The organism is Streptomyces sp. NPDC037290 (genome assembly GCF_055603245.1).
The window spans coordinates 158,114-183,650 of record NZ_JBVJVZ010000009.1; the positions used below are offsets into that span (position 1 = coordinate 158,114).

The 25,537-nt window shown below is 71.5% G+C and carries 21 protein-coding genes and 1 tRNA gene; 11 read left to right on the forward strand and 11 right to left on the reverse strand.

What is annotated here, in order from left to right; genetic code table 11:
- Positions 1–128 precede the first annotated feature (128 nt).
- The gene (gene metH, locus ACZ7HQ_RS28695; RefSeq protein WP_470995722.1) at positions 129–3,644 is read right to left on the reverse strand and encodes a methionine synthase; all 3,516 of its coding nucleotides are present in this window, start codon (positions 3,642–3,644) and stop codon (positions 129–131) included.
- 329 nt (positions 3,645–3,973) lie between these two features.
- On the opposite strand from metH, the gene ACZ7HQ_RS28700 reads away from it, so the two are divergent.
- From ACZ7HQ_RS28700 to ACZ7HQ_RS28725, 6 genes are all read left to right on the forward strand, one after another.
- Positions 3,974–4,738, forward strand: a complete 765-nt coding sequence (locus tag ACZ7HQ_RS28700; protein ID WP_470995725.1) for an IclR family transcriptional regulator — start codon at positions 3,974–3,976, stop codon at positions 4,736–4,738.
- 350 nt (positions 4,739–5,088) lie between these two features.
- Positions 5,089–5,883, forward strand: a complete 795-nt coding sequence (locus tag ACZ7HQ_RS28705) for an MIP/aquaporin family protein (protein ID WP_470995728.1) — start codon at positions 5,089–5,091, stop codon at positions 5,881–5,883.
- Between the two features lie 64 nt (positions 5,884–5,947).
- The gene (gene glpK, locus ACZ7HQ_RS28710; protein ID WP_470995731.1) at positions 5,948–7,486 is read left to right on the forward strand and encodes a glycerol kinase GlpK; all 1,539 of its coding nucleotides are present in this window, start codon (positions 5,948–5,950) and stop codon (positions 7,484–7,486) included.
- 47 nt (positions 7,487–7,533) lie between these two features.
- Complete coding sequence (locus ACZ7HQ_RS28715; RefSeq protein ID WP_470995735.1) at positions 7,534–9,150, forward strand: glycerol-3-phosphate dehydrogenase/oxidase; 1,617 nt, start codon at positions 7,534–7,536, stop codon at positions 9,148–9,150.
- Positions 9,151–9,345: 195 nt separating this feature from the next.
- On the forward strand, positions 9,346–10,017 hold the full coding sequence (locus ACZ7HQ_RS28720; RefSeq protein WP_470995737.1) for a FadR/GntR family transcriptional regulator: 672 nt from the start codon (positions 9,346–9,348) through the stop codon (positions 10,015–10,017).
- A gap of 164 nt (positions 10,018–10,181) precedes the next feature.
- Positions 10,182–11,105, forward strand: a complete 924-nt coding sequence (locus ACZ7HQ_RS28725; protein WP_470995742.1) for a PAC2 family protein — start codon at positions 10,182–10,184, stop codon at positions 11,103–11,105.
- 98 nt (positions 11,106–11,203) lie between these two features.
- On the opposite strand, the gene mshC is transcribed toward ACZ7HQ_RS28725, so the two are convergent.
- The 4 genes from mshC to ACZ7HQ_RS28745 all read right to left on the reverse strand — a co-directional run bounded on the left by mshC (position 11,204) and on the right by ACZ7HQ_RS28745 (position 14,725).
- Positions 11,204–12,433 carry a cysteine--1-D-myo-inosityl 2-amino-2-deoxy-alpha-D-glucopyranoside ligase gene (mshC, locus tag ACZ7HQ_RS28730; RefSeq protein WP_470995745.1) on the reverse strand — a complete coding sequence of 410 codons (1,230 nt, stop codon included), beginning with the start codon at positions 12,431–12,433 and terminating at the stop codon, positions 11,204–11,206.
- A 102-nt stretch (positions 12,434–12,535) separates the two neighbouring features.
- A complete protein-coding gene (locus tag ACZ7HQ_RS28735) occupies positions 12,536–13,375 on the reverse strand; it encodes an SCO1664 family protein (protein ID WP_470995748.1) in 840 nt (279 codons plus the stop codon).
- On the reverse strand, positions 13,339–13,929 hold the full coding sequence (locus ACZ7HQ_RS28740; RefSeq protein WP_470995751.1) for a DUF3090 domain-containing protein: 591 nt from the start codon (positions 13,927–13,929) through the stop codon (positions 13,339–13,341). The genes ACZ7HQ_RS28735 and ACZ7HQ_RS28740 overlap by 37 nt, the downstream gene beginning before the upstream one ends.
- A 109-nt stretch (positions 13,930–14,038) precedes the next feature.
- The gene (locus ACZ7HQ_RS28745) at positions 14,039–14,725 is read right to left on the reverse strand and encodes a histidine phosphatase family protein (RefSeq protein ID WP_470995753.1); all 687 of its coding nucleotides are present in this window, start codon (positions 14,723–14,725) and stop codon (positions 14,039–14,041) included.
- A gap of 62 nt (positions 14,726–14,787) precedes the next feature.
- Between ACZ7HQ_RS28745 and corA the strand changes: the two genes are divergently transcribed.
- Positions 14,788–15,783, forward strand: coding sequence for a magnesium/cobalt transporter CorA (corA, locus tag ACZ7HQ_RS28750; protein ID WP_470995756.1), 996 nt, complete (start codon positions 14,788–14,790; stop codon positions 15,781–15,783).
- A gap of 19 nt (positions 15,784–15,802) precedes the next feature.
- On the opposite strand, the gene ACZ7HQ_RS28755 is transcribed toward corA, so the two are convergent.
- Together ACZ7HQ_RS28755 and ACZ7HQ_RS28760 are read right to left on the reverse strand one after the other, a co-directional pair.
- On the reverse strand, positions 15,803–16,591 hold the full coding sequence (locus ACZ7HQ_RS28755; protein WP_470995759.1) for a ferritin-like domain-containing protein: 789 nt from the start codon (positions 16,589–16,591) through the stop codon (positions 15,803–15,805).
- 164 nt (positions 16,592–16,755) lie between these two features.
- Positions 16,756–17,811, reverse strand: coding sequence for an LLM class F420-dependent oxidoreductase (locus ACZ7HQ_RS28760; RefSeq protein ID WP_470995762.1), 1,056 nt, complete (start codon positions 17,809–17,811; stop codon positions 16,756–16,758).
- 173 nt (positions 17,812–17,984) lie between these two features.
- Here ACZ7HQ_RS28760 and ACZ7HQ_RS28765 point away from each other — a divergent pair, with 173 nt between their 5' ends.
- Positions 17,985–18,968 (forward strand): aldo/keto reductase, encoded by a 984-nt coding sequence (locus tag ACZ7HQ_RS28765; RefSeq protein ID WP_470995765.1) that lies wholly within the window; start codon positions 17,985–17,987, stop codon positions 18,966–18,968.
- Positions 18,965–21,148 (forward strand): helix-hairpin-helix domain-containing protein, encoded by a 2,184-nt coding sequence (locus tag ACZ7HQ_RS28770; RefSeq protein WP_470995768.1) that lies wholly within the window; start codon positions 18,965–18,967, stop codon positions 21,146–21,148. Before ACZ7HQ_RS28765 ends, ACZ7HQ_RS28770 begins: the two co-directional genes overlap by 4 nt.
- A 120-nt stretch (positions 21,149–21,268) precedes the next feature.
- Here the strand turns inward: ACZ7HQ_RS28770 and ACZ7HQ_RS28775 are convergent, their stop codons facing one another.
- Positions 21,269–21,973: a hypothetical protein gene (locus ACZ7HQ_RS28775; RefSeq protein ID WP_470995771.1), complete on the reverse strand. Its 705-nt coding sequence runs from the start codon at positions 21,971–21,973 to the stop codon at positions 21,269–21,271.
- Positions 21,974–22,020: 47 nt separating this feature from the next.
- Here ACZ7HQ_RS28775 and ACZ7HQ_RS28780 point away from each other — a divergent pair, with 47 nt between their 5' ends.
- A complete protein-coding gene (locus ACZ7HQ_RS28780) occupies positions 22,021–22,209 on the forward strand; it encodes a DUF5703 family protein (protein ID WP_014671721.1) in 189 nt (62 codons plus the stop codon).
- Between the two features lie 84 nt (positions 22,210–22,293).
- Here ACZ7HQ_RS28780 and ACZ7HQ_RS28785 read toward each other — a convergent pair whose 3' ends face one another.
- The 3 genes from ACZ7HQ_RS28785 to ACZ7HQ_RS28795 form a co-directional block, all read right to left on the reverse strand.
- A complete protein-coding gene (locus ACZ7HQ_RS28785; RefSeq protein ID WP_470995774.1) occupies positions 22,294–23,244 on the reverse strand; it encodes a chaplin in 951 nt (316 codons plus the stop codon).
- A gap of 158 nt (positions 23,245–23,402) precedes the next feature.
- Entirely contained in the window at positions 23,403–23,636 is a 234-nt protein-coding gene (gene chpH / locus ACZ7HQ_RS28790; protein ID WP_031162172.1) for a chaplin ChpH, read from the reverse strand.
- A gap of 146 nt (positions 23,637–23,782) precedes the next feature.
- Positions 23,783–25,108 (reverse strand): M20/M25/M40 family metallo-hydrolase, encoded by a 1,326-nt coding sequence (locus tag ACZ7HQ_RS28795; RefSeq protein WP_470995777.1) that lies wholly within the window; start codon positions 25,106–25,108, stop codon positions 23,783–23,785.
- A 216-nt stretch (positions 25,109–25,324) separates the two neighbouring features.
- Here ACZ7HQ_RS28795 and ACZ7HQ_RS28800 point away from each other — a divergent pair.
- Positions 25,325–25,412, forward strand: a tRNA-Leu gene (locus tag ACZ7HQ_RS28800).
- Positions 25,413–25,537 lie beyond the last annotated feature (125 nt).

The window sequence follows — 25,537 nt, forward strand, 5'->3', positions numbered from 1 at the left end:
GGCATGCCGGGGCGGGGGCGCCCCGAAGGGGCGCGGCGAACTGCGCGACCAGCCACGCGCCCACCCGCGGTCGCACACGGCCTGACGCGACCCCTCGGGTGGGCGACCCGGCCGATCCCCCGGAGGGCTCAGCGGGCGTTGAAGTACTTCGCCTCCGGATGGTGGATCACGATCGCGTCCGTGGACTGCTCGGGGTGCAGCTGGAACTCCTCGGACAGGTGGACGCCGATCCGCTCCGGCCGCAGCAGGTCCGCGATCTTGGCGCGGTCCTCCAGGTCGGGGCAGGCGCCGTAGCCGAGGGAGAAGCGGGCGCCCCGGTACTTCAGGGCGAACATGTCCTCGATGTCGGCCGGGTCCTCACCGCCGAAGCCGAGTTCGGCGCGGACCCGGGCGTGCCAGTACTCGGCGAGCGCCTCGGCCAACTGGACGGACAGGCCGTGCAGTTCGAGGTAGTCGCGGTAGGAGTTGGCCTCGAAGAGCTTCGCGGTCTCCTCGCCGATGCGGGAGCCGACGGTGACGACCTGGAGGCCGACCACGTCGGTCTCGCCGGACTCCTGCGGGCGGAAGAAGTCGGCCAGGCACAGCCTGCGGCCGCGGCGCTGGCGCGGGAAGGTGAACCGGGTGCGCTCGTTGCCGTGCTCGTCCAGGATGATCAGGTCGTCGTCCTTGGAGACGCAGGGGAAGTAGCCGTAGACGACGGCCGCTTCGAGCAGGTTCTCCGTCTGGAGCCGGTCCAGCAGGCCGCGCAGCCGCGGGCGGCCCTCGGTCTCCGCCAGTTCCTCGTACGACGGTCCCTCGCCGGTGCGGGCCTGCTTCAGCCCCCACTGGCCCTTGAACAGCGCGCCCTCGTCGAGCCAGCTCGCGTACTCCTTGAGCTGGATGCCCTTGACGATCCGGGTGTCCCAGAACGGCGGGGCCGGCACGGGGTTGTCGATGGCCACGTCGGAGCGGACGTGGCCCTCCTCCGGCCGTTCCTCGACCTCGGTGGCGGCCGCCGCGCGGACCCGGCGCTGCCTCAGCTCGGGCAGTTTGGCCCCGGGTACGCCCCGCTTGACGCCGATGAGGGCGTCCATCAGGCGCAGTCCCTCGAAGGCGTCGCGGGCGTAGCGGACCTCGCCCTCGTAGATCTCGTGCAGGTCCTGCTCGACATAGGCCCGGGTCAGGGCCGCTCCGCCCAGGATGACCGGGAAGCGGGCGGCGAGGCCGCGCTGGTTCAGCTCCTCCAGGTTCTCCTTCATGATCACGGTGGACTTCACCAGCAGCCCGGACATGCCGATCACGTCGGCCCGGTGCTCCTCGGCCGCCTCCAGGATCGCGGAGACGGGCTGCTTGATGCCCAGGTTGACCACGTTGTAGCCGTTGTTCGACAGGATGATGTCGACCAGGTTCTTGCCGATGTCGTGCACGTCGCCGCGCACGGTCGCGAGGACGATCGTGCCCTTGCCCTCGGCGTCCGACTTCTCCATGTGGGGTTCGAGGTGGGCGACGGCCGCCTTCATGACCTCGGCCGACTGCAGGACGAACGGCAGCTGCATCTGGCCGGAGCCGAACAGGTCACCGACGACCTTCATGCCGTCCAGCAGGGTGTCGTTGACGATGTCCAGGGCGGGCCGCTCGGCGAGGGCGAGGTCCAGGTCGGCTTCCAGGCCGTTGCGTTCGCCGTCGATGATGCGGCGCTTGAGGCGCTCCTCCAGCGGCAGCGCGGCCAGTTCCTCGGCCTTGCCCGCCTTCAGGGACTTCGCCGTGGCGCCCTCGAAGAGCTGCATGAGCTTCTGGAGGGGGTCGTACCCCTCGCTGCGGCGGTCGTGGATCAGGTCGAGGGCGGTGGTGACCTCTTCCTCGCTGAACCGCGCGATCGGCAGGATCTTGGAGGCGTGCACGATCGCCGAGTCCAGGCCCGCCTTCACGCACTCGTCGAGGAAGACGGAGTTGAGCAGGATGCGGGCGGCCGGGTTGAGGCCGAAGGAGATGTTGGACAGGCCGAGGGTGGTCTGCACGGCCGGGTGGCGCCGCTTCAGCTCCCGGATGGCCTCGATGGTGGCGATGCCGTCCTTGCGGGACTCCTCCTGACCGGTGCAGATGGTGAAGGTCAGGGTGTCGATGAGGATGTCGTCCTCGCGGATGCCCCAGTTCCCGGTCAGGTCGGCGATCAGCCGTTCGGCGATCTCGACCTTCTTCTCGGGGGTGCGGGCCTGGCCCTCCTCGTCGATGGTCAGCGCGATCAGGGCGGCGCCGTGCTCCCGGGCCAGCCGGGTGACCTTGGCGAAGCGGGAGTCGGGGCCGGCGCCGTCCTCGTAGTTCACGGAGTTGATCACCGCTCGGCCGCCGAGCTTCTCCAGGCCCGCCCGGATGACGTCGACCTCGGTGGAGTCCAGCACGATCGGCAGGGTGGAGGCGGTGGCGAAGCGGCCGGCGAGTTCCTCCATGTCGGCGACGCCGTCGCGGCCGACGTAGTCGACGCACAGGTCGAGCATGTGCGCGCCCTCGCGGATCTGCTCCCGCGCCATCTCCACGCAGTCGTCCCAGCGGCCCTGGAGCATGGCCTCGCGGAATTTCTTGGAGCCGTTGGCGTTCGTGCGCTCGCCGATGGCCAGGTACGAGGTGTCCTGGCGGAACGGGACCGTCTGGTAGAGGGAGGCGGCGCCGGGCTCCGGGCGCGGGTCGCGGGCGGGCGGGGTGAGGCCCTGGACCCGCTCGACGACCTGGCGCAGGTGCTCGGGGGTGGTGCCGCAGCAGCCGCCGATGAGGGAGAGGCCGTACTCGCGTACGAAGGTCTCCTGGGCGTCGGCCAGCTCGGGTGCGGTCAGCGGGTAGTGGGCGCCGTCCCTGCCGAGGACGGGCAGGCCCGCGTTGGGCATGCAGGACAGCGGGATGCGGGCGTTGCGGGCGAGGTAGCGCAGGTGCTCGCTCATCTCGGCCGGGCCGGTGGCGCAGTTCAGGCCGATCATGTCGATGCCGAGCGGCTCCAGGGCGGTGAGGGCCGCGCCGATCTCGGAGCCGAGCAGCATGGTGCCGGTGGTCTCGACGGTGACGGAGACGATGACCGGCAGGTCCAGTCCGAGGGCCTCGAGGCCGCGGCGGGCGCCGAGGACGGCGGCCTTGGTCTGCAGCAGGTCCTGGGTGGTCTCCACGAGCAGGGCGTCGGCTCCGCCGCTGACCAGGCCCTCGGCGTTGCGCTGGTAGGCGTCGCGCAGGGTGGTGTACGGGGCGTGGCCGAGCGTGGGCAGCTTGGTGCCGGGGCCCATGGAGCCCAGCACCCAGCGGGGGCGGCCGTCCTTCGCGGTGAACTCGTCGGCGACCTCGCGGGCGACCCGGGCGCCGGCCTCGGACAGCTCGTGGACGCGGTCGGAGATGTCGTACTCGCCGAGGGCGGAGTGGTTGGCCCCGAAGGTGTTGGTCTCGACGCAGTCGACGCCCACGGCGAAGTAGGCCTCGTGGACGGAGCGGACGATGTCGGGGCGGGTGAGGTTGAGGATCTCGTTGCAGCCCTCTAGCTGCTGGAAGTCCTCGAGCGTGGGTTCCTGGGCCTGGAGCATGGTGCCCATGGCTCCGTCGGCGACCACCACGCGGGTGGCGAGCGCCTGGCGGAGCGCGGACGCACGGGTCCGGCTGTCGGCGGAAGGGGACGGCGGCAACGAGGCCATGAAGGGGCTCCCTAGATGCGACGGCTGTCGGCTATACGGCTTCCCTGGCAGGCGGGGATGCCGCACGGCGTCAGAGTAACCGGGAGTGGGCTTGGATGGGCAGCGGCGTCCACGGGGCGGACGCGGGTGGCCCGTGTGCCACCGCCAGGCCACGTGTGATGTAACAGGTGCCGTCCGACCATTAGCGGGAGGTCGGCATGGACCGGTAGTGTTCGACATTGCCGAACGCCGGGTAGGGAGACGTACGGCGGTGTACGACAGGTGTCGGCATCGGTGGACGGTACTGACGGCGTTCGACGGCAGTCGAAGGGGACGGAGGCAGGACGGCGATGGCACGGAACATCCAGTCGCTCGAACGGGCGGCCGCGATGCTGCGGCTGCTCGCGGGCGGCGAGCGACGGCTCGGCCTGTCGGACATCGCCTCGTCACTGGGCCTCGCCAAGGGCACCGCCCACGGGATTCTGCGCACCCTCCAGCAGGAGGGGTTCGTGGAGCAGGACGACACCTCCGGGCGCTATCAGCTGGGCGCGGAACTGCTGCGGCTGGGCACCACGTACCTGGACGTGCACGAGTTGCGGGCGCGGGCCCTGGTGTGGACCGACGACCTGGCCCGGTCCAGCGGGGAGAGCGTGTACCTGGGTGTCCTGCACCAGCAGGGCGTGCTGATCGTCCACCACGTCTTCCGGCCGGACGACAGCCGGCAGGTGCTGGAGATCGGCGCCATGCAGCCGCTGCACTCCACCGCGCTCGGCAAGGTGCTCTCGGCGTACGACCCGGTGGCGCACAGCGAGGCGCTGGAGGCCGACCGCAAGCCCTTCACGGACCGCACGGTGTGCGACATGGACGACTTCGAGCACCTTCTCGACATGACACGCGCGCGTGGGTACGCGGCCGACGTCGAGGAGACCTGGGAGGGGGTGGCGTCCGTCGCCGCACCCATCCACGACCGGCGCCGCATGCCCGTGGGCGCGGTCGGTATCACCGGCGCCGTGGAACGGCTGTGCCGGGACGGTGAGCTGCGTCCGGAGCTGATCGCGGCGGTGCGCGACTGCGCCCGTGCGGTGTCCAGGGATCTGGGCGCGGGACGGTTCTGAGCCGCTGCGCGGCTCCCTCGGGGACGAACCGGGACGTCGGGCGGCGTTCCGGTTGCCGCCATACCCTGAAATGGACATATCGACTCAAACCCATATGTCGGCGTGCGAAGAGTGATAACCGGCAGCGATCAATAACGATCCTGTTTTCGATAACAGAACCCTTGACGCATGCGTAACGCCGAAGCAAGACTCCCGTCCATCGGTCGGCATTGTCGAACACCTACCGGCAATACGCGCTAGAGTGTGACAACGCCAAGGGCCGGCAATTCGCTCTCACCCCCGAGGGCGGCAGAACCACCGGAGGGACCCGGGGTTCGGCTATCCCTGGACGAAGGACAAAGGAGTCGCGGGTGTCCAGCTCCGACATCTTCATCGGCGAGACCATCGGTACCGCCATACTCATCCTGCTCGGCGGCGGCGTCTGCGCGGCCGTCACACTGAAGGCCTCCAAGGCCCGTAACGCCGGTTGGCTCGCCATCGCCTTCGGGTGGGGCTTCGCCGTCATGACGGCCGTGTACATCTCCGGACCGCTCTCCGGTGCGCACCTCAACCCGGCCGTCACCGTCGCACTCGCCATCAAGAACAGCGACTGGACCAACGTTCCGGTCTACTTCGCCGGGCAGCTGCTCGGCGCGATGATCGGCGCGACCCTGGTGTGGGTCGCCTACTACGGCCAGTTCCACGCCCACCTGACCGACAAGGAGATCGTCGGCGGTCCGGGGGCACAGGCCACCACGGCCAAGGCGGTCGAGGCCCAGGAGAAGGGCGCCGGCCCGGTCCTCGGCATCTTCTCCACCGGCCCGGAGATCCGGAACGCGGCACAGAACCTCGCCACCGAGATCATCGGCACGGTCGTGCTCATCCTGGCGGTCCTCACACAGGGCCTGAACGACAAGGGCAACGGCCTCGGCATCCTCGGCGGTCTGATCACCTCGTTCGTGGTGGTGTCGATCGGTCTGTCCCTCGGCGGCCCGACGGGCTACGCGATCAACCCGGCCCGTGACCTGGGCCCGCGCATCGTGCACGCGCTGCTGCCGCTGCCCAACAAGGGCGGTTCCGACTGGGCTTACGCCTGGGTCCCGGTGGTCGGTCCGCTGATCGGCGGCGCGATCGCTGCGGGCATATACAACGTCGCCTTCGCTTAGACATCACCTCCAAGCACGCGCCGTACGTACAGCCCCCTCACCACGGATCTTTCAGGAGCACACAGTGACCGACGCCCACACCGCAGGCCCGTTCATCGCCGCGATCGACCAGGGCACGACCTCCTCGCGCTGCATCGTCTTCGACAAGGACGGCCGGATCGTCTCCGTCGACCAGAAGGAGCACGAGCAGATCTTCCCGAAGCCGGGCTGGGTCGAGCACAACGCCAACGAGATCTGGACCAACGTCCAGGAAGTCGTCGCCGGGGCCATCGCCAAGGCGGGCATCACCCGCGACGACATCAAGGCCATCGGCATCACCAACCAGCGCGAGACCACCGTGCTGTGGGACAAGAACACCGGTGAGCCCGTCCACAACGCCCTTGTCTGGCAGGACACCCGCACCGACGCGCTCTGCCGGGAGCTCGGCCGCAACGTGGGCCAGGACCGCTTCCGCCGTGAGACCGGCCTGCCGCTCGCGTCGTACTTCTCCGGTCCCAAGGCCCGCTGGCTGCTCGACAACGTCGAGGGCCTGCGGGAGCGCGCCGAGGCGGGCGACATCCTCTTCGGCACGATGGACACCTGGGTCATCTGGAACCTGACCGGCGGTGTCAACGGCGGCAAGCACGTCACCGACGTGACCAATGCCTCCCGCACCCTCCTCATGAACCTGCACACGATGCAGTGGGACGACAAGATCGCCGAGTCGATCGGCGTGCCGCTGCAGATCCTGCCCGAGATCCGGTCCTCGGCCGAGGTCTACGGCGAGGTCACCGGCGGCAAGCTCGGCGAGCTGCTCGGCGGCATCCCGGTCGCCTCCGCGCTCGGCGACCAGCAGGCGGCCCTGTTCGGCCAGTGCTGCTACTCCGAGGGCGAGACCAAGTCCACCTACGGCACCGGCACCTTCATGGTGATGAACACCGGTGACAAGATCATCAACTCCTACGCCGGTCTGCTGACCACGGTCGGTTACAAGATCGGCGACCAGCCGACGGTCTACGCCCTGGAGGGCTCGATCGCCGTCACCGGCTCGCTGGTGCAGTGGATGCGCGACCAGATGGGCCTGATCTCCACCGCCGCCGAGATCGAGACCCTCGCACTGTCGGTCGAGGACAACGGCGGTGCCTACTTCGTGCCGGCCTTCTCCGGTCTGTTCGCCCCGCACTGGCGCTCCGACGCCCGCGGTGTGATCGCCGGTCTGACCCGGTACGTCACCAAGGCGCACCTCGCGCGCGCCGTCCTCGAGGCCACCGCCTGGCAGACGCGGGAGATCGCCGACGCCATGGTCAAGGACTCCGGTGACGAGCTGGTGACCCTCAAGGTCGACGGCGGCATGACCGCCAACAACCTGCTGATGCAGACCCTCGCCGACGTCCTGGACGCACCCGTGGTGCGCCCCATGGTCGCCGAGACCACCTGCCTCGGCGCCGCCTACGCCGCCGGCCTCGCCGTCGGCTTCTGGTCCAGCACCGACGAACTGCGCGCCAACTGGCGCCGGGCCGCCGAATGGACCCCCCGCATGGACGCGGACACCCGCGACCGTGAGTACAAGAACTGGCTCAAGGCCGTCGAGCGGACCATGGGCTGGATCGAGGACGAGAGCTGAGCGGCTCCCCCAGCTCAGCCATCTCTGACGAGGAGTAAGTACCCGACATGACCAGTCAGTCCACCCTGCAGACCGTGCCTGCCCTGGGGACGCACCCGGCCTCCGGCTCCAACCCGAGCCGAGCCGAGACCAGGGAGCAGCTCTCCAAGGCGTCGTACGACCTTCTGGTGATCGGCGGCGGCATCCTGGGCATCTCCACCGCCTGGCACGCCGCGCAGTCCGGCCTGAGGGTGGCTCTGGTCGACGCCGGCGACTTCGCCGGCGCCACCTCCTCCGCCTCCTCCAAGCTGCTCCACGGCGGTCTGCGCTACCTGCAGACCGGCGCGGTGAAGCTGGTGGCGGAGAACCACTTCGAGCGCCGTGCGGTCTCCCGCCAGGTGGCCCCCCACCTGGCGAACCCGCTCACCTTCTACCTCCCCGTGTACAAGGGCGGGCCGCACGGCGCGGCGAAGCTCGGCGCGGGCGTCTTCGCCTACTCCGCGCTCTCCGCGTTCGGTGACGGCGTCGGCCACCTGCTCTCCCCCGCCAAGGCGGCGCAGGACGTGCCCGAGCTGCGCACCGAGAACCTCAAGGCCGTGGCCGTGTACGGCGACGACCAGATGAACGACGCGCGCATGGCGCTGATGACGGTCCGTGCGGCCGTCGAGGCGGGCGCGGTCGTCCTCAACCACGCTGAGGTCGCCGGCCTGCGCTTCACCAACGGCCGGGTCACGGGCGCCGAGCTCAAGGACCGCCTGTCCGGCGAGGAGTTCGGGGTCAACGCCCGTCTCGTGCTGAACGCGACCGGCCCCTGGGTCGACCACCTGCGCAGGATGGAGGACCCGAACGCGGCACCGTCCATCCGCCTGTCCAAGGGCGCGCACCTGGTCCTCAAGCGCACCTCCCCCTGGAAGGCGGCGCTCGCGACCCCCATCGACAAGTACCGCATCACCTTCGCCCTCCCCTGGGAGGACATGCTGCTGCTCGGCACCACCGACGAGGAGTTCCAGGGCGACCCGGCGGACGTGTCCGTCACCGAGAAGGACATAGCCCAGATCCTGGACGAGGCCGCGTTCTCCGTCCGGGACCAGCAGCTCCAGCGCGACCTGATCACCTACGCCTTCGCCGGTCTGCGGGTGCTGCCGGGCGGTCCCGGCGACACCGCCAAGGCCAAGCGCGAGACCGTGGTGACCGAGGGCAGGGGCGGCATGCTGTCCGTCGCGGGCGGCAAGTGGACCACCTTCCGGCACATCGGCCGTACGGTCATGCAGAAGCTGGAGGCGCTGCCCGGCCACCCGCTCGGCGACGACTTCGAGCCGATCTCCTCGCTGCCGAAGAAGCTGCCGCTGCCCGGCGTCGCCAACCCGCGCGCGGTCGCCCACCGCCTGCTGGTGGACCACCCGGCACCCGGCCCGCGCATGGCCGCCGACACGGCCAAGCACCTGGCCACCCACTACGGCTCGCTGGCGTTCGACATCGCCCGGATCGCCAACGAGAGCCCCGAGCTGGCCGAGCGCGTCCACCCGGACGCCCCGGAGATCTGGGCGCAGGTCGTGTGGGCGCGTGACCACGAGTGGGCCGAGACGGCGGACGACGTGCTGCGCCGCCGTACGACGCTGACCATCCGGGGGCTCGCCACCGACGACGTCCGCGCGAAGGTGCAGGACGTGCTCGACAAGAAGTAGGCCCCGGTGGCGGCCGGTCCACTCCCCTGACCGGGACCGGCCGCCGCCGCAGCGCCGGACCCCGCCGCACCGGGTCCGGTCCCGCGCGAGGGCCGGCTCCCGCCGATGGAGCCGCCCCTCCCGCGTGCCGTCGCCCGCATAATGTGCTGAGACATCCGATGTCTGGGTCATTCGGCAGGCGACAGGAGACCGGTCATGGCAGTCACCGACGAGGCGATCGAGAAGATCAAGAACATGATCGTCTCCGGTGCGCTGCGCCCCGGGGACCGGTTGCCCAAGGAGAGCGAGCTGGCCGCCGAACTGGGCCTGTCCCGCAACTCGCTGCGGGAGGCCGTACGGGCCCTGTCGCTGATCCGGATCCTGGACGTGCGCCAGGGCGACGGCACGTACGTCACCAGCCTCGATCCGCAACTGCTGCTGGAGGCGATGAGTTTCGTCGTCGACTTCCACCGCGACGACACCGTCCTGGAGTTCCTCGCGGTGCGCCGGATCCTGGAGCCTGCCGCGACGGCGATGGCGGCCTCCCGGATCGGCGAGCGGCAACTGGACGCGCTGTCCGCCCAGTTGGACGCGCTGGGCGAGGAACCCTCGGTGGAGGAACTGGTCGCGGCCGACCTGGAGTTCCATCGCGGCATCGTGCGCGGCTCCGGCAACTCGGTGCTGTGCTCGCTGCTGGACGGCCTGTCGGGCCCGACCACGCGGGCCCGTATCTGGCGGGGACTCACCCAGGAGGACGCGGTCGGCCGCACCCTGCGCGAGCACCGCGCGATCCTGGCCGCGCTGCGCGACCGGGACGCGGAGGCGGCCCGCTCCTGGGCCACCGTGCACATCGCGAGCGTGGAGCAGTGGCTGCGCAGCACGCTGTGAAACGCCTGTACGCAACGGTCCCGGCTCCCTGCCGATGGGGTGTTCCACGGTGGCGAACGGGGCAGTGATCCGTTCACTCCCCCACGCAAGGGGGCTGCGGGCGCCCCCGCCGGACGCCGTAAGGTTGGTGAGTCAAGCGAGGGCACGTCGGAAGGAGGCACTGGGTGATCGAGCTGGAGGGGGTTCCCGAGCTGATCGACCCAGTCATGGTGGCCGCGTTCGAGGGCTGGAACGATGCCGGCGACGCCGCCTCCACGGCGGTCGCGCACCTGGAACGCGAGTGGAAGGGCGAGGTGTTCGCGGCGCTGGACGCCGAGGACTACTACGACTTCCAGGTGAACCGGCCCACGGTGTTCATGGACGGCGGAGTGCGCAAGATCACTTGGCCGACGACCCGGCTGTCCGTGGTCCGCGTCGGCGGTGACAAGCCGCGCGACCTGGTGCTGGTCCGCGGGATCGAACCGTCCATGCGCTGGCGCTCGTTCTGCAACGAGCTGCTCGCCTTCGCGCATGAGCTGGGCGTGGAGCTGGTGGTCATCCTGGGTGCCCTGCTGGGTGACACCCCGCACACGCGTCCGGTGCCGGTCAGCGGGGTGACGTCGGACCCGGAGCTGGCCCAGCGCATGGATCTGGAGGAGACCAAGTACGAGGGTCCCACGGGGATCGTCGGCGTCCTGCAGGAGGCGTGCACGCACGCCGGCGTCCCGGCGGTGTCGCTGTGGGCGGCCGTACCGCACTACGTCTCGCAGCCGCCCAACCCGAAGGCCACGCTGGCGCTGCTCAACCGCCTCGAGGACCTGCTGGACCTGCGCATCCCGCAGGGCGAGCTGCCCGAGGACGCGCGCGCCTGGCAGGTCGGTGTGGACCAGCTGGCCGCCGAGGACAGCGAGGTCGCCGAGTACGTCCAGACGCTGGAGGAGGCCCGGGACACCGCGGAGCTGCCGGAGGCGTCGGGTGAGGCGATCGCCCGCGAGTTCGAGCGGTACCTGCGGCGCCGGGACGTGGGCCCCCCGGGCGGCAAGCAGAGGCCTCCGGCCGGTGGCGGTGGCTCCAGGGAGGACGACGACGAGGACAGCCCGGAAGGCTGAGGCAGGCAGAAGGGGCGCTCCCCTCGGGAAGCGCCCCTTCTCCGTGCTGCCGTCGCGCAGTTTCCCGCGCCCCTCGGGGCGCTCCTGCTGGAGGGCGTCTAGAGGGCTACGCCCAGCAGTGCGTCCACCACCCGCGTGACCAGGCCGGGAGCGCCCGTGTCCGTGCCGCCCTCCTGCTCCTGCCGGGCCGCCCAGCGGTCCACGGCGGCGAGCGCGGCGGGGGCGTCGAGGTCGTTCGCGAGGGCCTCGCGGACCTCCTCGACCAGGGCGTCGGCGGACGGGCCGTCGGGACGGGAGACGGCTGCGCGCCAGCGGCCGAGGCGGGCCACGGCGTCCCGCAGGACCTCGTCGGTCCACTCCCAGTCGGCGCGGTAGTGGTGGGCGAGCAGCGCGAGGCGGATGGCGGCCGGGTCGACGCCGTCGCGACGCAGCTTCGAGACGAAGACCAGGTTGCCCTTGGACTTGGACATCTTCTCGCCGTGCAGGGCGACCATCCCGGCGTGGACGTAGGCCTTGGCCATGGGGAACTCGCCGGTGAGCACCTGGGCGTGCGAGGCACCCATCTCGTGGTGCGGGAAGGCGAGGTCGGAGCCGCCGCCCTGGACGTCGAAGCCCATGCCGAAGTGGTCGAGGGCGATGGCCACGCACTCGATGTGCCAGCCGGGCCGGCCCGGGCCGAGGGAGCGGCCGTCCCAGCTGGGCTCGCCCTCGCGGGCCGCCATCCACAGCATCGGGTCGACGGGGTTCTTCTTGCCCGGGCGGTCCGGGTCGCCGCCGCGCTCGGCGGACAGCAGCCGCATGGCGGCCGCGTCCAGGTTCGAGACCTTGCCGAAGTTCGGGTCGGACTCGACGGAGAAGTAGATGTCGCCCTCCAGCTCGTAGGCCGCGCCGAGATCACGCAGCCGCTCGACGAGCGGGACGATGCCGGGTATCGCCTCGACGGCGCCTATGTAGTGCTGGGGCGGGAGCAGCCGCAGGGCGGTCATGTCCTCGCGGAAGAGGGCCGTCTGCTGCTCGGCGAGGGCGACCCAGTCGACGCCGTCCCGCTCCGCGCGCTCCAGCAGCGGGTCGTCGACGTCGGTGACGTTCTGGACGTAGTGGACCTGCCGCTTGGTGTCGAGCCACACGCGCTGAACGAGGTCGAACGCGTTGTAGGTCGCCGCGTGCCCCATGTGGGTGGCGTCGTACGGCGTGATGCCGCAGACATAGATACGGGCGACGGGACCGGGGTCGAGGGTGACGAGGCCGCCGGTCGCGGTGTCGTGGATCCTCAGGTCGCGGCCCTGACCAGGCAGGGCGGGGACCTCGGAAGCGGGCCAGGCATGCATGTACATGAGCCTAACCGGCCACGAGCTGCGTATACGAACGGGATCGCACCGGATGGCCGGATAGGCCCTCTTGCGCATCGGCGCCTGGTGTGCCCTGGCCGCTCACACGGGGGGCCAGGGAATGGCCGGCCACTCCCCGCTCGGCTCCGGGTGCACCCCCGTGGTGAGCAGCGCGTCGACACGCGCGCGTGTGGCGTCGATCTCGGCCGGGGTGACCAGTGCGGCCAGCCGCCCGCCCAGGGGACCGCCGAGGGCCTCCCGCAGTGCCGTGAGGACGTCGACGGCCTCCGGGGTCAGTGGCTCCCCCGCCCAGCCCCACAGCAGCGTGCGCAGCTTGTTCTCGGTGTTGAAGGTGACGCCGTGGTCGATGCCGTAGAGCCGGCCGTCGGAGGTGGGAAGCAGGTGGCCGCCCTTGCGGTCGGCGTTGTTGATCACCACGTCGAGGACCGCGAGCCGGCGCAGCCGTTCGTCGTCGGCGTGCACGAGGAGCGCGGTGCGGCCCTCGCCGACCTCGGCGAGGCCGATCGCCTTCCAGCCCGGCTCCGGTTCCTCGGCGTCGACCAGGGCGAGCAGCTCGGCGTCGGTCAGGACGTCGATCCACAGCTGGCACATGCCCTCGCCGTACGGCCCGTCGCGCAGCACGGTCGGCGGGACGAGCCCCCAGCCCGTGGCCTCGGAGACCTCGTAGGCGGCCACCTCGCGGCCGGCCAGGGTGCCGTCGGGGAAGTCCCACAGGGGGCGCTCCCCGGCCACCGGCTTGTAGATGCAGGACGCTTCCCGGCCGTCGAGGGCGACGGTGCAGAACAGCGCGGCGTTGGACGCCTCGCGGATCCGGCCGCGCACGGTCAGCTCACCGTGCGTGAGCAGCTCCGCGGCGGCCGCGTCGGCCGCCGCGTCGACGGGCGTCACGCTCCGCGGCGGTATCCGTTCTGGCGCGGACATACATGTCCTTCCGGATCGAGCGGGAGGCTGCACAGCGGGCACGGCGGCCGCCCGGCGTTGACGACGTCGAGGGCGCGCTTGGCGAAGGCCCGGGCCTGCGCGCCGGTCAGCCGGACCCGCAGCATCGGGGGCCCGTTCTCCTCGTCCTGGAGCAGCCGCTCCTCGGCCTCGGCGAGGTCTTCCTCGGTGTCGGCGTCCAGCTCCACCAGAGCCTGCGCCTCGACGATCATGCGCTGTTCCTCGCCGTCCCAGGCCAGCGCCATGGTACCGACGCGGAACTCCTCCTCGACGGGGGTCTCCAGCGGGGCGGTGTCGGCGATCTCGGTGGGCGCCATGGCGGGGACGGAGGCGCTGCCGCCACTACGCCGCACGACCTCGTCGAGCAGTTCGTCCATGCGCTCGGCGAGCGCGGCCACCTGCGTCTTCTCCAGAGCCACGCTGGTCACCCGGGAGCCTGCGGTGGCCTGGAGGAAGAACGTACGGCGCCCGGGCAGTCCGACCGTGCCGGCCACGAAGCGGTCCGGCGGGTCGTAGAGGAACACCTGACGGGACACGTCCTGTCTCCATGGGGAGTGAGTCGGAGAGGGGGTTCGAGAGTTTCACTGGTGCGGGCGGTGCGGAGGGGCGAGTGTGCGGACCGCTTCACCCTACTGCGGCCGACGATCACGGTGCGCCCGCACCACCCCCGACGGGTGCGTCGCCCTCACCAGGTTCCTCGCGGGGGGCGAGCGAAGCGAAATCGCCGGTGTCGCCGAGGCGAACGAGAAACGGCCGCAGGCGGGTGTAGCGGATCGCGGTGACGGAACACGGTTCCACGGAGATCCGCTGGAAGAGGTCGAGGTGGAGTCCGAGGGCATCGGCGACCAGGGACTTGATGATGTCACCGTGGGAGCACATGAGGTAGACGGCGTCGGCGCCGTGGTCGCGCTCCACGCGCGCGTTCCACTCGCGTACGGCCTCGGCGGCGCGGGTCTGCATGGCACGCATGGACTCGCCGCCCGGGAAGGCGGCGGCCGACGGGTGGGCCTGGACGACCTCCATCAGCGGCTCGTCCTTGAGCTCGGCGAGCTTGCGGCCGGACCAGTCGCCGTAGTGGCACTCCCCGATCCGCTCGTCGGTGTGGGAACGCAGGCCGGGGCGGGCCTCGAGGAGCGGCCGTACGGTCTCCTGGCAGCGCTGGAGGGGGCTGGTGACGACCTCGGAGACCGGCAGTGCGGCGAGCCGTGCGGGCAGCGCGGCGGCCTGGGCGGCGCCGCGCTCGTCCAGGGCGACGCCTGGCGTCCACCCGGCGAGCACCCCGGAAGTGTTGGCGGTGGAACGTCCGTGCCTGACGAGGATCAGCGTGGGCATGCGGCCCAGGGTAGGCGTATCAGCAACTGCACCGGTGAACGGGCGAAGGGAGAATGCGCTCCGTGATCGTCGACTGTGCGATTTACCGGCATGGGCACCGTACGGAGGGCCCGGAGGACCTGTCCGACGCGCTCGGGGAGGCGCGGGCGGCGGGCGGTTTCGTCTGGATCGGCCTGTACGAGCCGTCCGAGCGGGAGTTCGACCTGGTCACCCGGGAGTTCGGGCTGCATCCGCTGGCGGTCGAGGACGCGCTCAAGGCGCATCAGCGGCCCAAGCTGGAGGTGTACGACGACTCGCTGTTCATGGTCCTGAAGCCGGTGGTGTACGAGCCGCAGAGCGACACCGTCTCGGCCGGCGAGATCATGCTCTTCGTCGGGGACAGCTTCGTGGTCACCGTCCGCCACGGCGAGGGCTCGCCGCTGGCCGCCGTACGGCGGCGGCTGGAGGAGGAGCCGGAGATGCTCGACAAGGGCCCGACCGCCGTGCTGTACGCGGTCGCCGACGCCGTCGTCGACCACTACCTGGAGGTGGCGACGGAGCTGGGGACCGATCTGGAGGAGCTGGAGGCGGAGGTGTTCCAGCCGGAGGGCGGGGGTTCGCGCCACACCGCGTCGCGGATCTACGGCTTCAAACGGCAGGTCCTGGAGTTCCGCCGGGCCACCGGCCCGCTGGCGCTGCCGCTGACCCGGCTGGCGGGCACGGGACAGTTCGGCGGCTCGGTGCCGTTCGTCCACGACAAGGCGCGCCCGTTCTTCCGGGACGTGAGCGACCACCTCATGCGGGTGAACGAGTCCGTGGAGGCCCTGGACCGGCTGGTGTCGGACATCCTGTCGGCGCATCTGGCGCAGATGAGCGTGCGGCAGAACGACGACATGCGGAAGATCTCCGGGTGGGCGGCGATGGCGGCGGTCCCCACGATGATCGCGGGGATCTACGGCATGAACTTCGACCACATGCCGGAGCTGCACTGGCTGTGGTCGTATCCGGCGGTGATCCTGGCCATGGCCGCACTGGAGGTGCTGCTGTACCGGCTGTTCAAGCGGCGCGGCTGGCTGTGAGGCCCGCTCCGCCCGGGGCTCAGGCGAACTCGGGGGCGGGGGTGGCGGAGCCGCCGAGGGCGTCGCGGCGCCGGGGCATGCGGAGGCTGACCATGCGGCGCCAGCCGCCGAGTCGCTCATAGGCGTAGACCGCGTGGATGCCGGCCGCGAGCAGCGCGCACCTGGCCGTGGACCAGCCCAGGATGCGTCCCATGCGGGCCATCACGGCGAGGCTGACGTCCCGGTGGACGCGGATCTCGGCGAGGGCGCACTCGCGCAGGCTGCGCCGGATCAGCCGGCCGTGCCCGTGGGCGGCGAACCGCAGCAGTTGCTCGTGGGTGTAGGCGAGGTGGTTGTCCTCGTCGTGGGAGATCACGCGTACCGCCCGGCCGATCTCGGGATGGCCGGCGAAGTGCCGGCCGAGCGTCAGCATCTGGTCGGCGGCGCGCTGTTCGGTGACGCGGCTGTGGGCGAGGTAGACGATGATGTCCCGCACCGTGAGCGGCTCGTCGCGCCTGAGCCTGTCGTGGGCGAGGCCGGTGCCGCGCCGCTCCAGGAGCATCGTGTAGTGGGTCTCGGGCGGTACGGGGACGGGGGTGAGCCCCCGCTTCCTCATCAGCGCCTGGAAAATGCGTCCGTGCTTGTCCTCGTCGGCGCCGTGGCGGGCGATCTTCGGGGCCAGCGCGCGTTCGCTCTGCGGCACGAGCGTGGCGATCCGTCCGTTCTCCCAGCCGCCCTGGAACTCCCCGCCGGCGGCGATGGAGCAGAAGAGCCGGAACGCCTCGTCGTAGTCGAGGATCTCCTGGAACAGACTCTTGGCCGAAAGCATAAAAAGAGTGAAAGGTGCACGGACGGGGCGTGCAACAGCTGTGTTCGTCCGCTCCGCCGAAAGGATGACACCTCCGTCGTAACCGTGCGGCGCCCGGCGCGTTGTTCCCGGTGACGGCCGTGGCGGGGAAGACCCCCGAGCCCCCACCACGGCCGCTGAAGCCCCTAGGCCAGACCGGCGCGCTCCAGGGCCTCGTGGCCGGCCCGCAGGGAGGCGAGCCGCTCCTCGAGCGTGAAGCCCGCCGGGGAGAGGCTGAGCGTGGTGACACCGGCCTCGGCGTAGGCCTTCATCCGGTCGGCGATCCGGTCCACGGAGCCCAGCAGTGTCGTCTTGTCGATGAGGTCCTGCGGGACCGCGGCCGCGGCGCCCTGCTTGTCGCCGGACAGGTACTTCTGCTGGATCTCGGCGGCTTCCTTCTCGTAGCCCATGCGCTGGGCGAGCTGGTTGTAGAAGTTCTGCTTGGCGCTGCCCATGCCGCCGACGTACAGCGCGGTGTACGGCCGGAAGGTGTCCGCGAGCCGGGCCACGTCCTTGTCGTCGCCGACGGCGATGGGCAGGGTCGGGCAGACGTCGAACCCGTCGAGGGTCCTGCCGGCCTTCTCACGCCCCGCGCGCAGGTACTTCAGGGTGGTGTCCTCGAGGTGGTCGGCGGCGGGGAAGATCAGCAGGGCGCCGTCGGCGATCTCGCCGGTCTGCTCCAGGTTCTTCGGGCCGATCGCGGCGATGTACAGCGGGATGTGCTCGCGCTGCGGGTGCACGGTCAGCTTGATCGGCTTGCCCGGGCCGCCGGGCAGCGGCAGCGTCCAGTGCTCGCCCTCGTACGTCAGCCGCTCGCGCGTCATGGCCCTGCGCACGATCTCCACGTACTCACGGGTGCGGGCGAGCGGCTTGTCGAACTTGACGCCGTACCAGCCCTCGGAGACCTGCGGTCCGGACACCCCGAGCCCGAGCCGGAACCGCCCTGCGGACAGCGAGTCGAGCGTCGCGGCCGTCATCGCGGTCATCGCGGGCTGGCGGGCCGGGATCTGGAAGATGGCCGAGCCGACGTCGATGCGCTCGGTCTGCGCGGCGACCCAGGACAGGACCGTCGCCGCGTCGGAGCCGTAGGCCTCGGCGGCCCAGCACAGCGAGAAGCCCAGCCGGTCGGCCTCCTGCGCCACGGCCAGATTGTCCCCGTCCATACCGGCACCCCAGTAGCCGAGGTTGATCCCGAGCTGCATGGCCGAATCCCCTTACCCATGAGTAACGTCGTTGTCGGTGGTGACCCTAGCGTCCCCCGCGCCCCTTAGGGAGCGGCAGCGCCGTCGGCTGCCCACCACGCGGGATCCCGCAGCCGGCCCCCGTTATCCACAGGCAACCCACCGCACCGCCTCTGGCCAGTAATCTCGCGCACATGGAGCAGAGGCATCTCGGCCGTACCGGCCTGCGCGTGTCCCGGATCGGACTCGGCACCCTCACCTGGGGCCGGGACACCGATGAGCACGACGCCGCGGACATGCTGAAGGCGTTCTGGGAGGCCGGCGGCACCCTCGTCGACACCGCGGACGTGTACGGCGACGGGGAGGCGGAGTATCTGCTCGGGCGGCTGATGGACGGTCTGGTGCCGCGCCGGGACATGGTGATCTCCACCAAGGCGGGCAGCGTGCCCGATCCCGACCGCCGCGTCGACGGCTCCCGCGGCCATCTGCTCGCCGCCCTCGACGCGTCCCTGGCCCGGCTGGGCACGGACTACGTCGACCTGTGGCACATCCACGCCTACGACCCCGGCACCCCCCTGGAGGAGACGCTCCAGGCCCTGGACACAGCGGTGAGCAGCGGCCGTGCCCGCTACGCCGGCGTCTCCAACTTCTGCGGCTGGCAGCTCGCCAAGGCGGCCACCTGGCAGCTCGCGGCGCCGGGCCTGCGCACCCGGCTGGCCGGCACACAGCTGGAGTACTCGCTGCTGCAACGCGGAGCGGAGCGCGAGGTGCTGCCCGCCGCGCTCGACCTCGGCGTGGGCCTGCTGCCCTCCTCCCCGCTCGGCCGGGGCGTGCTGACCGGCAAGTACCGGCACACCACTCCCCCGGACTCGCGCGGCGCCTCCGAGCACCTGGCCCCGTTCGTGGAGCCGTATCTGGACGACACCGCGACCCGCATCGTGGACGCGGTGACGACCGCCGCCGACGGGCTCGCGGTGACCCCGCTCCAGGTCGCCCTCGCCTGGGTGCGGGACCGGCCCGGCGTGGCCGCGCCGATCGTCGGCGCGCGCACCGCACAGCAGCTCACGGCGGCGTTGTCAGTGGAGGCCCTTAGTCTTCCTGACGAGATCTGCCGGGCGCTGGACGATGTGTCGGCGCCCGTGCACCGCTATCCCGATCACGACTGGAGCACGCTGTGAGCACGGAGCCGGAGACCACGGAGGACGCCGGGCCGGGGACGCCGGACACACCCGGGACCCCGGCCCGGGACACCTCGCCCGGGGACAGCGGTGCGAACGACGCCGACAGCAGCGGCGCGGACGAGGCCGAAGGCAGCGCGGTCACCGACGAGAGCGGCGGCGACGCGGACGGCGAGGGCAAGGACGCGGGTCAGTTGTCCGAGGCGGAGGCCGAGTTGGCCGCGCAGCGGATCGAGCGGGAGCGGATCGAGCGGCGCAAGGCCGAGAAGTCGGGCCCGATCCAGAGCGGCACCAAGCTCAGCGGCAAGGCCGCCGACCTGCTCGCGGCGGTGCGGGCCGTGGAGAGCGGCGAGAAGCCGGCGGCCACGGTGTTCACCGAGCCCGCGCCGGCACCGCGGCGCCCGGCCCCGGAGCCCGTGAGCCGGCCGCGGCCCGCGCCCGCCCCGGCCGCCGCCCCCGCCAGCCCGGCACCGGAGACGGTGGAGGGCGTCCGCCGGGTGCTGGCCGAGGGCGGCGCGCCCGAGGCCCTCGCCGCCCAGGTGGCCGCGGCTCTCGGCGAGGGCGCCGACGCGGCGCTGCGCGCGGACCCCTGGCAGCTGCTGCGGATCAGCGGTGTACGGCCCGACCAGGCCGACGGCTTCGCACGCGCGCTGCTCGGCGCCGCCTGCGGTCCGGACGACGAACGGCGGGGCCGCGCGGTCACGGCGTGGCTGCTGGAGCAGGCGGCCCTGGCCGGGCACACCGCGCTGGAACTGCCCGTGCTCACCGCGGCGCTGGCCCGGCAGAGCGTGCCGGACCCGGACGCGGCGGTGCAGAGCACGCTCGCGGAGGGCGAGGCCCTGGCGTTCCAGGACGCGCTGGAGGACACCGGTGCGCCCACGCCCCAGGACACCGACGAGGAGCGGGAGCGCCCGGTGCGCGTCCTCGTCGGCCTGGAGCGGTACGCGCTGGCCGAGGAGAGTCTCGCCGACGCCCTGGCCCGGCTGGTCAACTCGTTGTCCAAGGAGACCGAGCGGCCCTGGCAGTCGGCCGCCGAGTCGGTCTCCGGCGGGGCCGCCGAGCTGGCTCGCGCGGCCGCCGGGCACGGTCTGGTGCTGCACACCGGCGGGGAGGCGGCCCGCGCCGAACCGGCCGCGCTGCTCGGGGCCGCGCGCGCCGCGGGCCTGCGGGCCTTCGCCGTCTGCCACACGCCCGACGGCCGTGACCGCTTCGCCGCACTGCCGGGCGCCGGCCCGGCGGAGCAGGGCGTGGGCACGGTCGCCGGCCTGCTGTCCGGCGCCGAGGGACCGGGCCGGGACGCTGGCGGCGCGCTGGAACTCGACCTGCTGATCGTGCTGGACGCGCCGCAACTCGACGTGGAGAGCGCCGCGGTGCTGGTGGAGTCGCTGCCCGACGGGGCCCGGCTGGTGCTCAGCGGCGACCCGGCGGTGCTGTGGTCGGCCGGTCCGGGAGAGGTCTTCGCCGACCTGCTCGCCGCCCGCGCCTGCCCGCAGATCGCCTCCCGCCTTCCCGACCCGGGCCCGCTCGGCGAGCTGGTCTCCGGCATCGGCGTCGGCGAGCTGGCCCAGGTCGCCGCCCCGGGCAAGGAGATCGTCATCGTTCCGGTGCGGGACGCGGGAGAGGCCGTGCACCGGACGGTCCAGCTGGTCGCGGACTCGGTGCCACGGGCGATCGGTGTCCCGGCCGACCAGACCGTGGTGATCACTCCGGGGCACGGTGGCGCCGCGGGCACCCGTGCCCTCAATGCGGCGCTCAAGGAACGCCTCAACCCCGGCCCCGGCCGCTTCGGCGGCTTCGACCCGGGCGACCGGGTCGCCTACTCCCCCGCTGCGGGCCGTACGGTGCCGGGCGTGGTGGTGAAGGCCGACGCGGACGGACTGCACCTGTCGTGCGCGGGCACCCCCGTGGTCGTACCGCGCGAGCGGGTGGAGGGCGCCGTGCGGCACGGCTGGGCGCTGACCGCGCATCAGGCGGTGGGCGCGCGCTGGCCGGCGGTGGTCGTGGTGCTGCCCGGCGATGCGGCGCAGGCACTCAGCAGGCCCTGGGTGTACACGGCGTTCGGCCGGGCGGAGCGGCATCTGTCCGTGGTCCACGGTGTGGAGCAGGCCCTGGCGAAGGCGGTGGCCGAGATCCCGGCCAAGCCCCGCACGACCCGCTTGCAGACGCTGCTGCGGGTGTGAGGCTCGTTCCGTCGTAGCTGTGACCAGCCACGACGGCGGATCCGGGGGTCCCCCACGCCCATGGGGCAGTGGGGGAGGTGCCGTACCGGCCTCAGGTTCGACGGCACCGCCGGTGCACGCTCACTTCTCGGTGTCCAGCGGCTCCAGACCCTCGTCCTCGACGAACTCGAGATCCTCGTCCTCGTCCACTTCCTCGTCGTCGGCCTCGTCGTCGGCCTCTTCGTCGAACACGGCGCTGACATCGAACCGGCACACGACCTGCTGCGGATCGACGTGCTCGAACGGTGTCTCCAGCCACTCCCCGGCCTCGGGCGTCTCGTCCGCCGCGGTGACCCAGAGCGTGGAGTCGCCCTCCTCCAGGCCGAACTCCTTGTGCCGGGACGCGATCTCGTCCGGTTCGAACTCGCCGAACAGGATGCCCAGCGCCCCCGGCACCGTACCGGCCGCGTCCTCGGCGAGACCGCCGGCGGCCGAGTACTCCGCCGCCTCGACCCGCTGGGCCTGGGCCAGCAGCCGCTGGGGTTCGGCCACGGCGTAGTCGCGGCGGATCAGCACGCTGATCGCGTGGGGTTCCTCGGGGCCCGCGTACGGCGGCAGCTCCTCCGCACCGGGGATCTCGAAGGGCGTGACCTCGTCATAGCGGTCGTAGAGCAGCTCGTCGTACACCTCGGCGGCCGCGGCCAGCTGGTTGAACGCCTCCAGGACGGCCGGGTCGTCCTCCCCCGACCTGCGTTCGACCGCGGCCAGATGACGGTCGAGCGCGGTCTTGACCGCCTCGGCGGCGGCGCGTACCTCGGCAGCGGTGGGCTGCGCAGCATCAGACATAGTGCAGACGCTATCCGTACCGGGCCCCAGCCCGCACAATAGATGCGATGCCGGAATACGAATTTGTCGACGTGTACGTGCCTCGCGGGGTGTCCCGCAAGGAGGCCACACGTCTGCTGACGGACCATGCCGAGTACGGACACTGGGAGTTGGACCGACTGAGCCTGCTGCGTGACGGCAGCCGCAGGGTGCGGTTGCGCCGGCGGATCATCCGCCAGGTGCGTGCCACGTGGTGAGGCCGGCGAACTGAACCGGAGCGGGCCCCGTCTGACCTGGCGGGGCCCGCTCCGTTCACTGTGCTCCGTACCCGGCGGCTCCGGCTACGACGTGGCCCGCGCCTTGCGGTAGAGCACCGCGCCCGCGAGCAGCGCGCCCGCGCCGACCGGCAGCACGAGGTCCAGCGGCAGCTCGCTGCCGGTGTGCGCGAGCTGGGCGTTGGTCAGCGGCTGGGTGGAGCGGCCGCCGTGCTGCGTGACCTGGGTGGACCCATGGGGCCCGTGGGGCGTGTGACCGCCGCGGCCGGGCGGGGTCGACGGGCTTCCCGGGTGACCGGGATGGCCCGGCTGACCGGGGTGTCCCGGCTGACCCGGGTGCCCTGGCTGGCCCGGGTTGCCCGGCTTTCCGGGCGGGTTGCCGGAGCCGCCGCCCGGCGGCTGGCTGTGGTTGCCGCCGCCTGAGTTGGTGCAGTCGTTGCCGTGCGTGGCGTTGCCGACTCCGATGACGTTCACGCTGTTGCCGCAGACGTTCACCGGAGCGTCGATCGGCACCTGCACCGTGTTGCCGGAACCGACGCCCGGCGAGCCGCCGGTGTGGCCGCCCGCGTGCGAGCCGCCGGAACCCTGGTGGTTGGTGCAGTCGTTGCCGTGCGTGGCGTTGCCGACTCCGATGACGTTCACGCTGTTGCCGCAGACGTTCACCGGAGCGTCGATCGGCACCTGCACCGTGTTGCCGGAACCGACGCCCGGCGAGCCGCCGGTGTGGCCGCCCGCGTGCGAGCCGCCGGAACCGCCGTGTCCCCCCGAAGCGCCGCCGTGATTGGCGCATGTGTTGCCCGCGGACGGGTTGAGCAGTCCGACGACGTTCACGGTGTTGCCGCAGACGTTCACCGGAGCGTGCACCGGCACCTGCACCGTGTTGCCGGACAGTACGCCGGGTGAGCGGCCGGCGGCGCCGGCCGCGCCCGCGTCGGCGTGGGCATAGCCGCTCGCTGCGGCGATCACACCGGTGGCCGCCGCCATCGTCATCAGGCCCTTGCGGGTGCCCTGTCGCATTCTGATTTTCCCCTGCCTTCGATCCTGCTGTGCCTCGCGGTTGCGTTGCGAACCTCGCGGATCGTGTCTCCGCGCAAGAGGCCGGTCGGCCCCGGAGCGCATGGCGCGCGCTCCGGGGCCGACGGCTCAAAAATGACGCCCCCCTCAGGAGGTCGTCGTCACTTGTTGACGCAGGTGTTGCCGAAGGCGGGGTTCAGGAGCCCGATCACGTTGACCGTGTTGCCGCAGACGTTCACCGGGACGTGCACGGGCACCTGAATGACATTGCCGGAGACGACGCCCGGCGAGTGCACGGCGGCACCCTGAGCTCCGGAGTCTGCGACGGCGAGGCCCGCGCCCGCGAGAACCAGCCCACCGGTGGCAGCCGCAGCAGCGACGACCTTCTTGATCATTATTCCTCCTTGTTGGCAATACGACTCCAAGGCGCGGAGTCACATCACCTGTAACGAGGAGGAACTAATGAAGCTACGAACCGATCGTCGCATTCACCCGTTCCAGGCGATCTCGTACGGGCGCCCGAATACCTGGGCCCAGGGCCTCACGAGGCGTCGATGAAGCGGTCCAGCACGCGCACCCCGAACTGCAGCCCGTCGACCGGCACCCGCTCGTCGACGCCGTGGAACATGCCGGCGAAGTCCAGCTCCGGCGGCAGCTTCAGCGGGGCGAAGCCGAAGCCGCGGATGCCGAGGTCGTCGAAGGACTTGGCGTCCGTACCGCCGGAGAGCATGTACGGGATCGCCTTCGCGGTCGGGTCCTCGGCGAGCAGCGCGGACTGCATGGCCTCCACCAGCGCCCCGTCGAAGCTGGTCTCGACCGCCTTGTCGGCGTGCACGTCCTCGCGGCGGACGTTCGGTCCGAGCAGCCGGTCGAGGTCCGCGAGGAACTCCTCCTCGTGACCGGGCAGGAACCGTCCGTCGATGTGTGCGGTGGCCTCGCCGGGGATGACGTTGACCTTGTAGCCGGCGTTCAGCTGGGTCGGGTTGGCGGTGTTGCTCAGGGTCGCGCCGATCAGCTTGGCGATGCCGCCGAGCCTGGCGAGGGTGGACTCCATGTCCTCCGGGTCCAGCTCGGTGCCGAGCGCGTCGCCCAGTTCGTCGAGGAAGGCCCGGGTGGTCTTGGTGACCCGCACCGGGAACCTGTGCCGGCCGACCCGGGCGACGGCCTCGGACAGCTCGGTGATGGCGTTGTCCCGGTGGATCATCGAGCCGTGCCCGGCGGTGCCGGCCACGGTCAGCTTCATCCAGTGCATGCCCTTCTCGGCCGTCTGGATCAGATAGAGCCGGCGCTGCTCGTTCACGGTGAAGGAGAAGCCGCCGACCTCGCTGATCGCCTCGGTGACGCCCTCGAACAGCTCGGGGTGGTGGTCGACCAGGTGGCGGGCGCCGTACGTGCCGCCGGCCTCCTCGTCGGCGAGGAAGGCGACCACGACGTCCCGCGGGGGCCGCCGCCCGCTCCGGAGCCGGTCGCGCACGACCGCGAGGGTCATGGCGTCCATGTCCTTCATGTCGACGGCGCCACGCCCCCACACGCACCCGTCGGCGACCTCACCGGAGAACGGGTGGTGGGTCCAGTCACCGGCATTGGCCGGTACGACGTCCAGGTGGCCGTGGATGAGCAGCGCGGGCCGGGACGGGTCCTCCCCCTCGATGCGGGCCACCGTCGAGGCGCGGCCGGGGTGCGACTCGAAGATCTTCGGCTCGAGCCCGACCTCGGCGAGCTTCTCGGCGACCCACTCGGCGGCCGCCCGCTCGCCCGGGCCGGAGTGGTCGCCGTAGTTGCTGGTGTCGAACCGGATCAGCTCGCGGCAGAGGTCCACGACCTCGTCCTCGCCGGTGACGCCCCTGGCCGTGTCCGTCTCGCTCACGTGCTTCCTCCCGCGCTGTCGCTGCTGGTGGTCCTCCTCATCCTCCCTCTCCCCCGCCCGCCGCCCAAGACCGGTCCCGGCCCGTCACACGCCGTTCACGCGCGACCGCCCCGCGGGGGCGGGGGGTGATCAGCCACCCTCGAAAGCCTGGTAATGTTTCCTTCGTCGCCGCGAGGGAAACCCCGCCGAAAGGGTCCCGCGCACGACAGACACCTTGTCCGGGTGGCGGAATGGCAGACGCGCTAGCTTGAGGTGCTAGTGCCCTTTATCGGGCGTGGGGGTTCAAGTCCCCCCTCGGACACCAGCAGGAGCCCCACTTCGGTGGGGCTCTTTTGCGTCACCGGGCGATCAGGGAGAGGGGCGAGGATGCGGGGTCGCAGGAAGCCGCCCGTCGCCCCTCTTCCCCAGCGGGACGGGATCGATGCCGTA

What these genes read in the sequence shown, in the direction of transcription:
- mshC (WP_470995745.1), bottom strand. Translation starts at nt 12,433, where the DNA reads ATGCATGCCTGGCCCGCTTCCGAGGTCCCCGCCCTGCCTGGTCAGGGC.
- ACZ7HQ_RS28785 (WP_470995774.1), bottom strand. Translation starts at nt 23,244, where the DNA reads ATGCGACAGGGCACCCGCAAGGGCCTGATGACGATGGCGGCGGCCACC.
- ACZ7HQ_RS28775 (WP_470995771.1), bottom strand. Translation starts at nt 21,973, where the DNA reads ATGTCTGATGCTGCGCAGCCCACCGCTGCCGAGGTACGCGCCGCCGCC.
- ACZ7HQ_RS28780 (WP_014671721.1), top strand. Translation starts at nt 22,021, where the DNA reads ATGCCGGAATACGAATTTGTCGACGTGTACGTGCCTCGCGGGGTGTCC.
- chpH (WP_031162172.1), bottom strand. Translation starts at nt 23,636, where the DNA reads ATGATCAAGAAGGTCGTCGCTGCTGCGGCTGCCACCGGTGGGCTGGTT.
- ACZ7HQ_RS28760 (WP_470995762.1), bottom strand. Translation starts at nt 17,811, where the DNA reads ATGCAGCTCGGGATCAACCTCGGCTACTGGGGTGCCGGTATGGACGGG.
- metH (WP_470995722.1), bottom strand. Translation starts at nt 3,644, where the DNA reads ATGGCCTCGTTGCCGCCGTCCCCTTCCGCCGACAGCCGGACCCGTGCG.
- ACZ7HQ_RS28720 (WP_470995737.1), top strand. Translation starts at nt 9,346, where the DNA reads ATGGCAGTCACCGACGAGGCGATCGAGAAGATCAAGAACATGATCGTC.
- ACZ7HQ_RS28745 (WP_470995753.1), bottom strand. Translation starts at nt 14,725, where the DNA reads ATGCCCACGCTGATCCTCGTCAGGCACGGACGTTCCACCGCCAACACT.
- ACZ7HQ_RS28700 (WP_470995725.1), top strand. Translation starts at nt 3,974, where the DNA reads ATGGCACGGAACATCCAGTCGCTCGAACGGGCGGCCGCGATGCTGCGG.
- ACZ7HQ_RS28715 (WP_470995735.1), top strand. Translation starts at nt 7,534, where the DNA reads ATGACCAGTCAGTCCACCCTGCAGACCGTGCCTGCCCTGGGGACGCAC.
- ACZ7HQ_RS28765 (WP_470995765.1), top strand. Translation starts at nt 17,985, where the DNA reads ATGGAGCAGAGGCATCTCGGCCGTACCGGCCTGCGCGTGTCCCGGATC.
- ACZ7HQ_RS28755 (WP_470995759.1), bottom strand. Translation starts at nt 16,591, where the DNA reads ATGCTTTCGGCCAAGAGTCTGTTCCAGGAGATCCTCGACTACGACGAG.
- ACZ7HQ_RS28735 (WP_470995748.1), bottom strand. Translation starts at nt 13,375, where the DNA reads ATGTCCGCGCCAGAACGGATACCGCCGCGGAGCGTGACGCCCGTCGAC.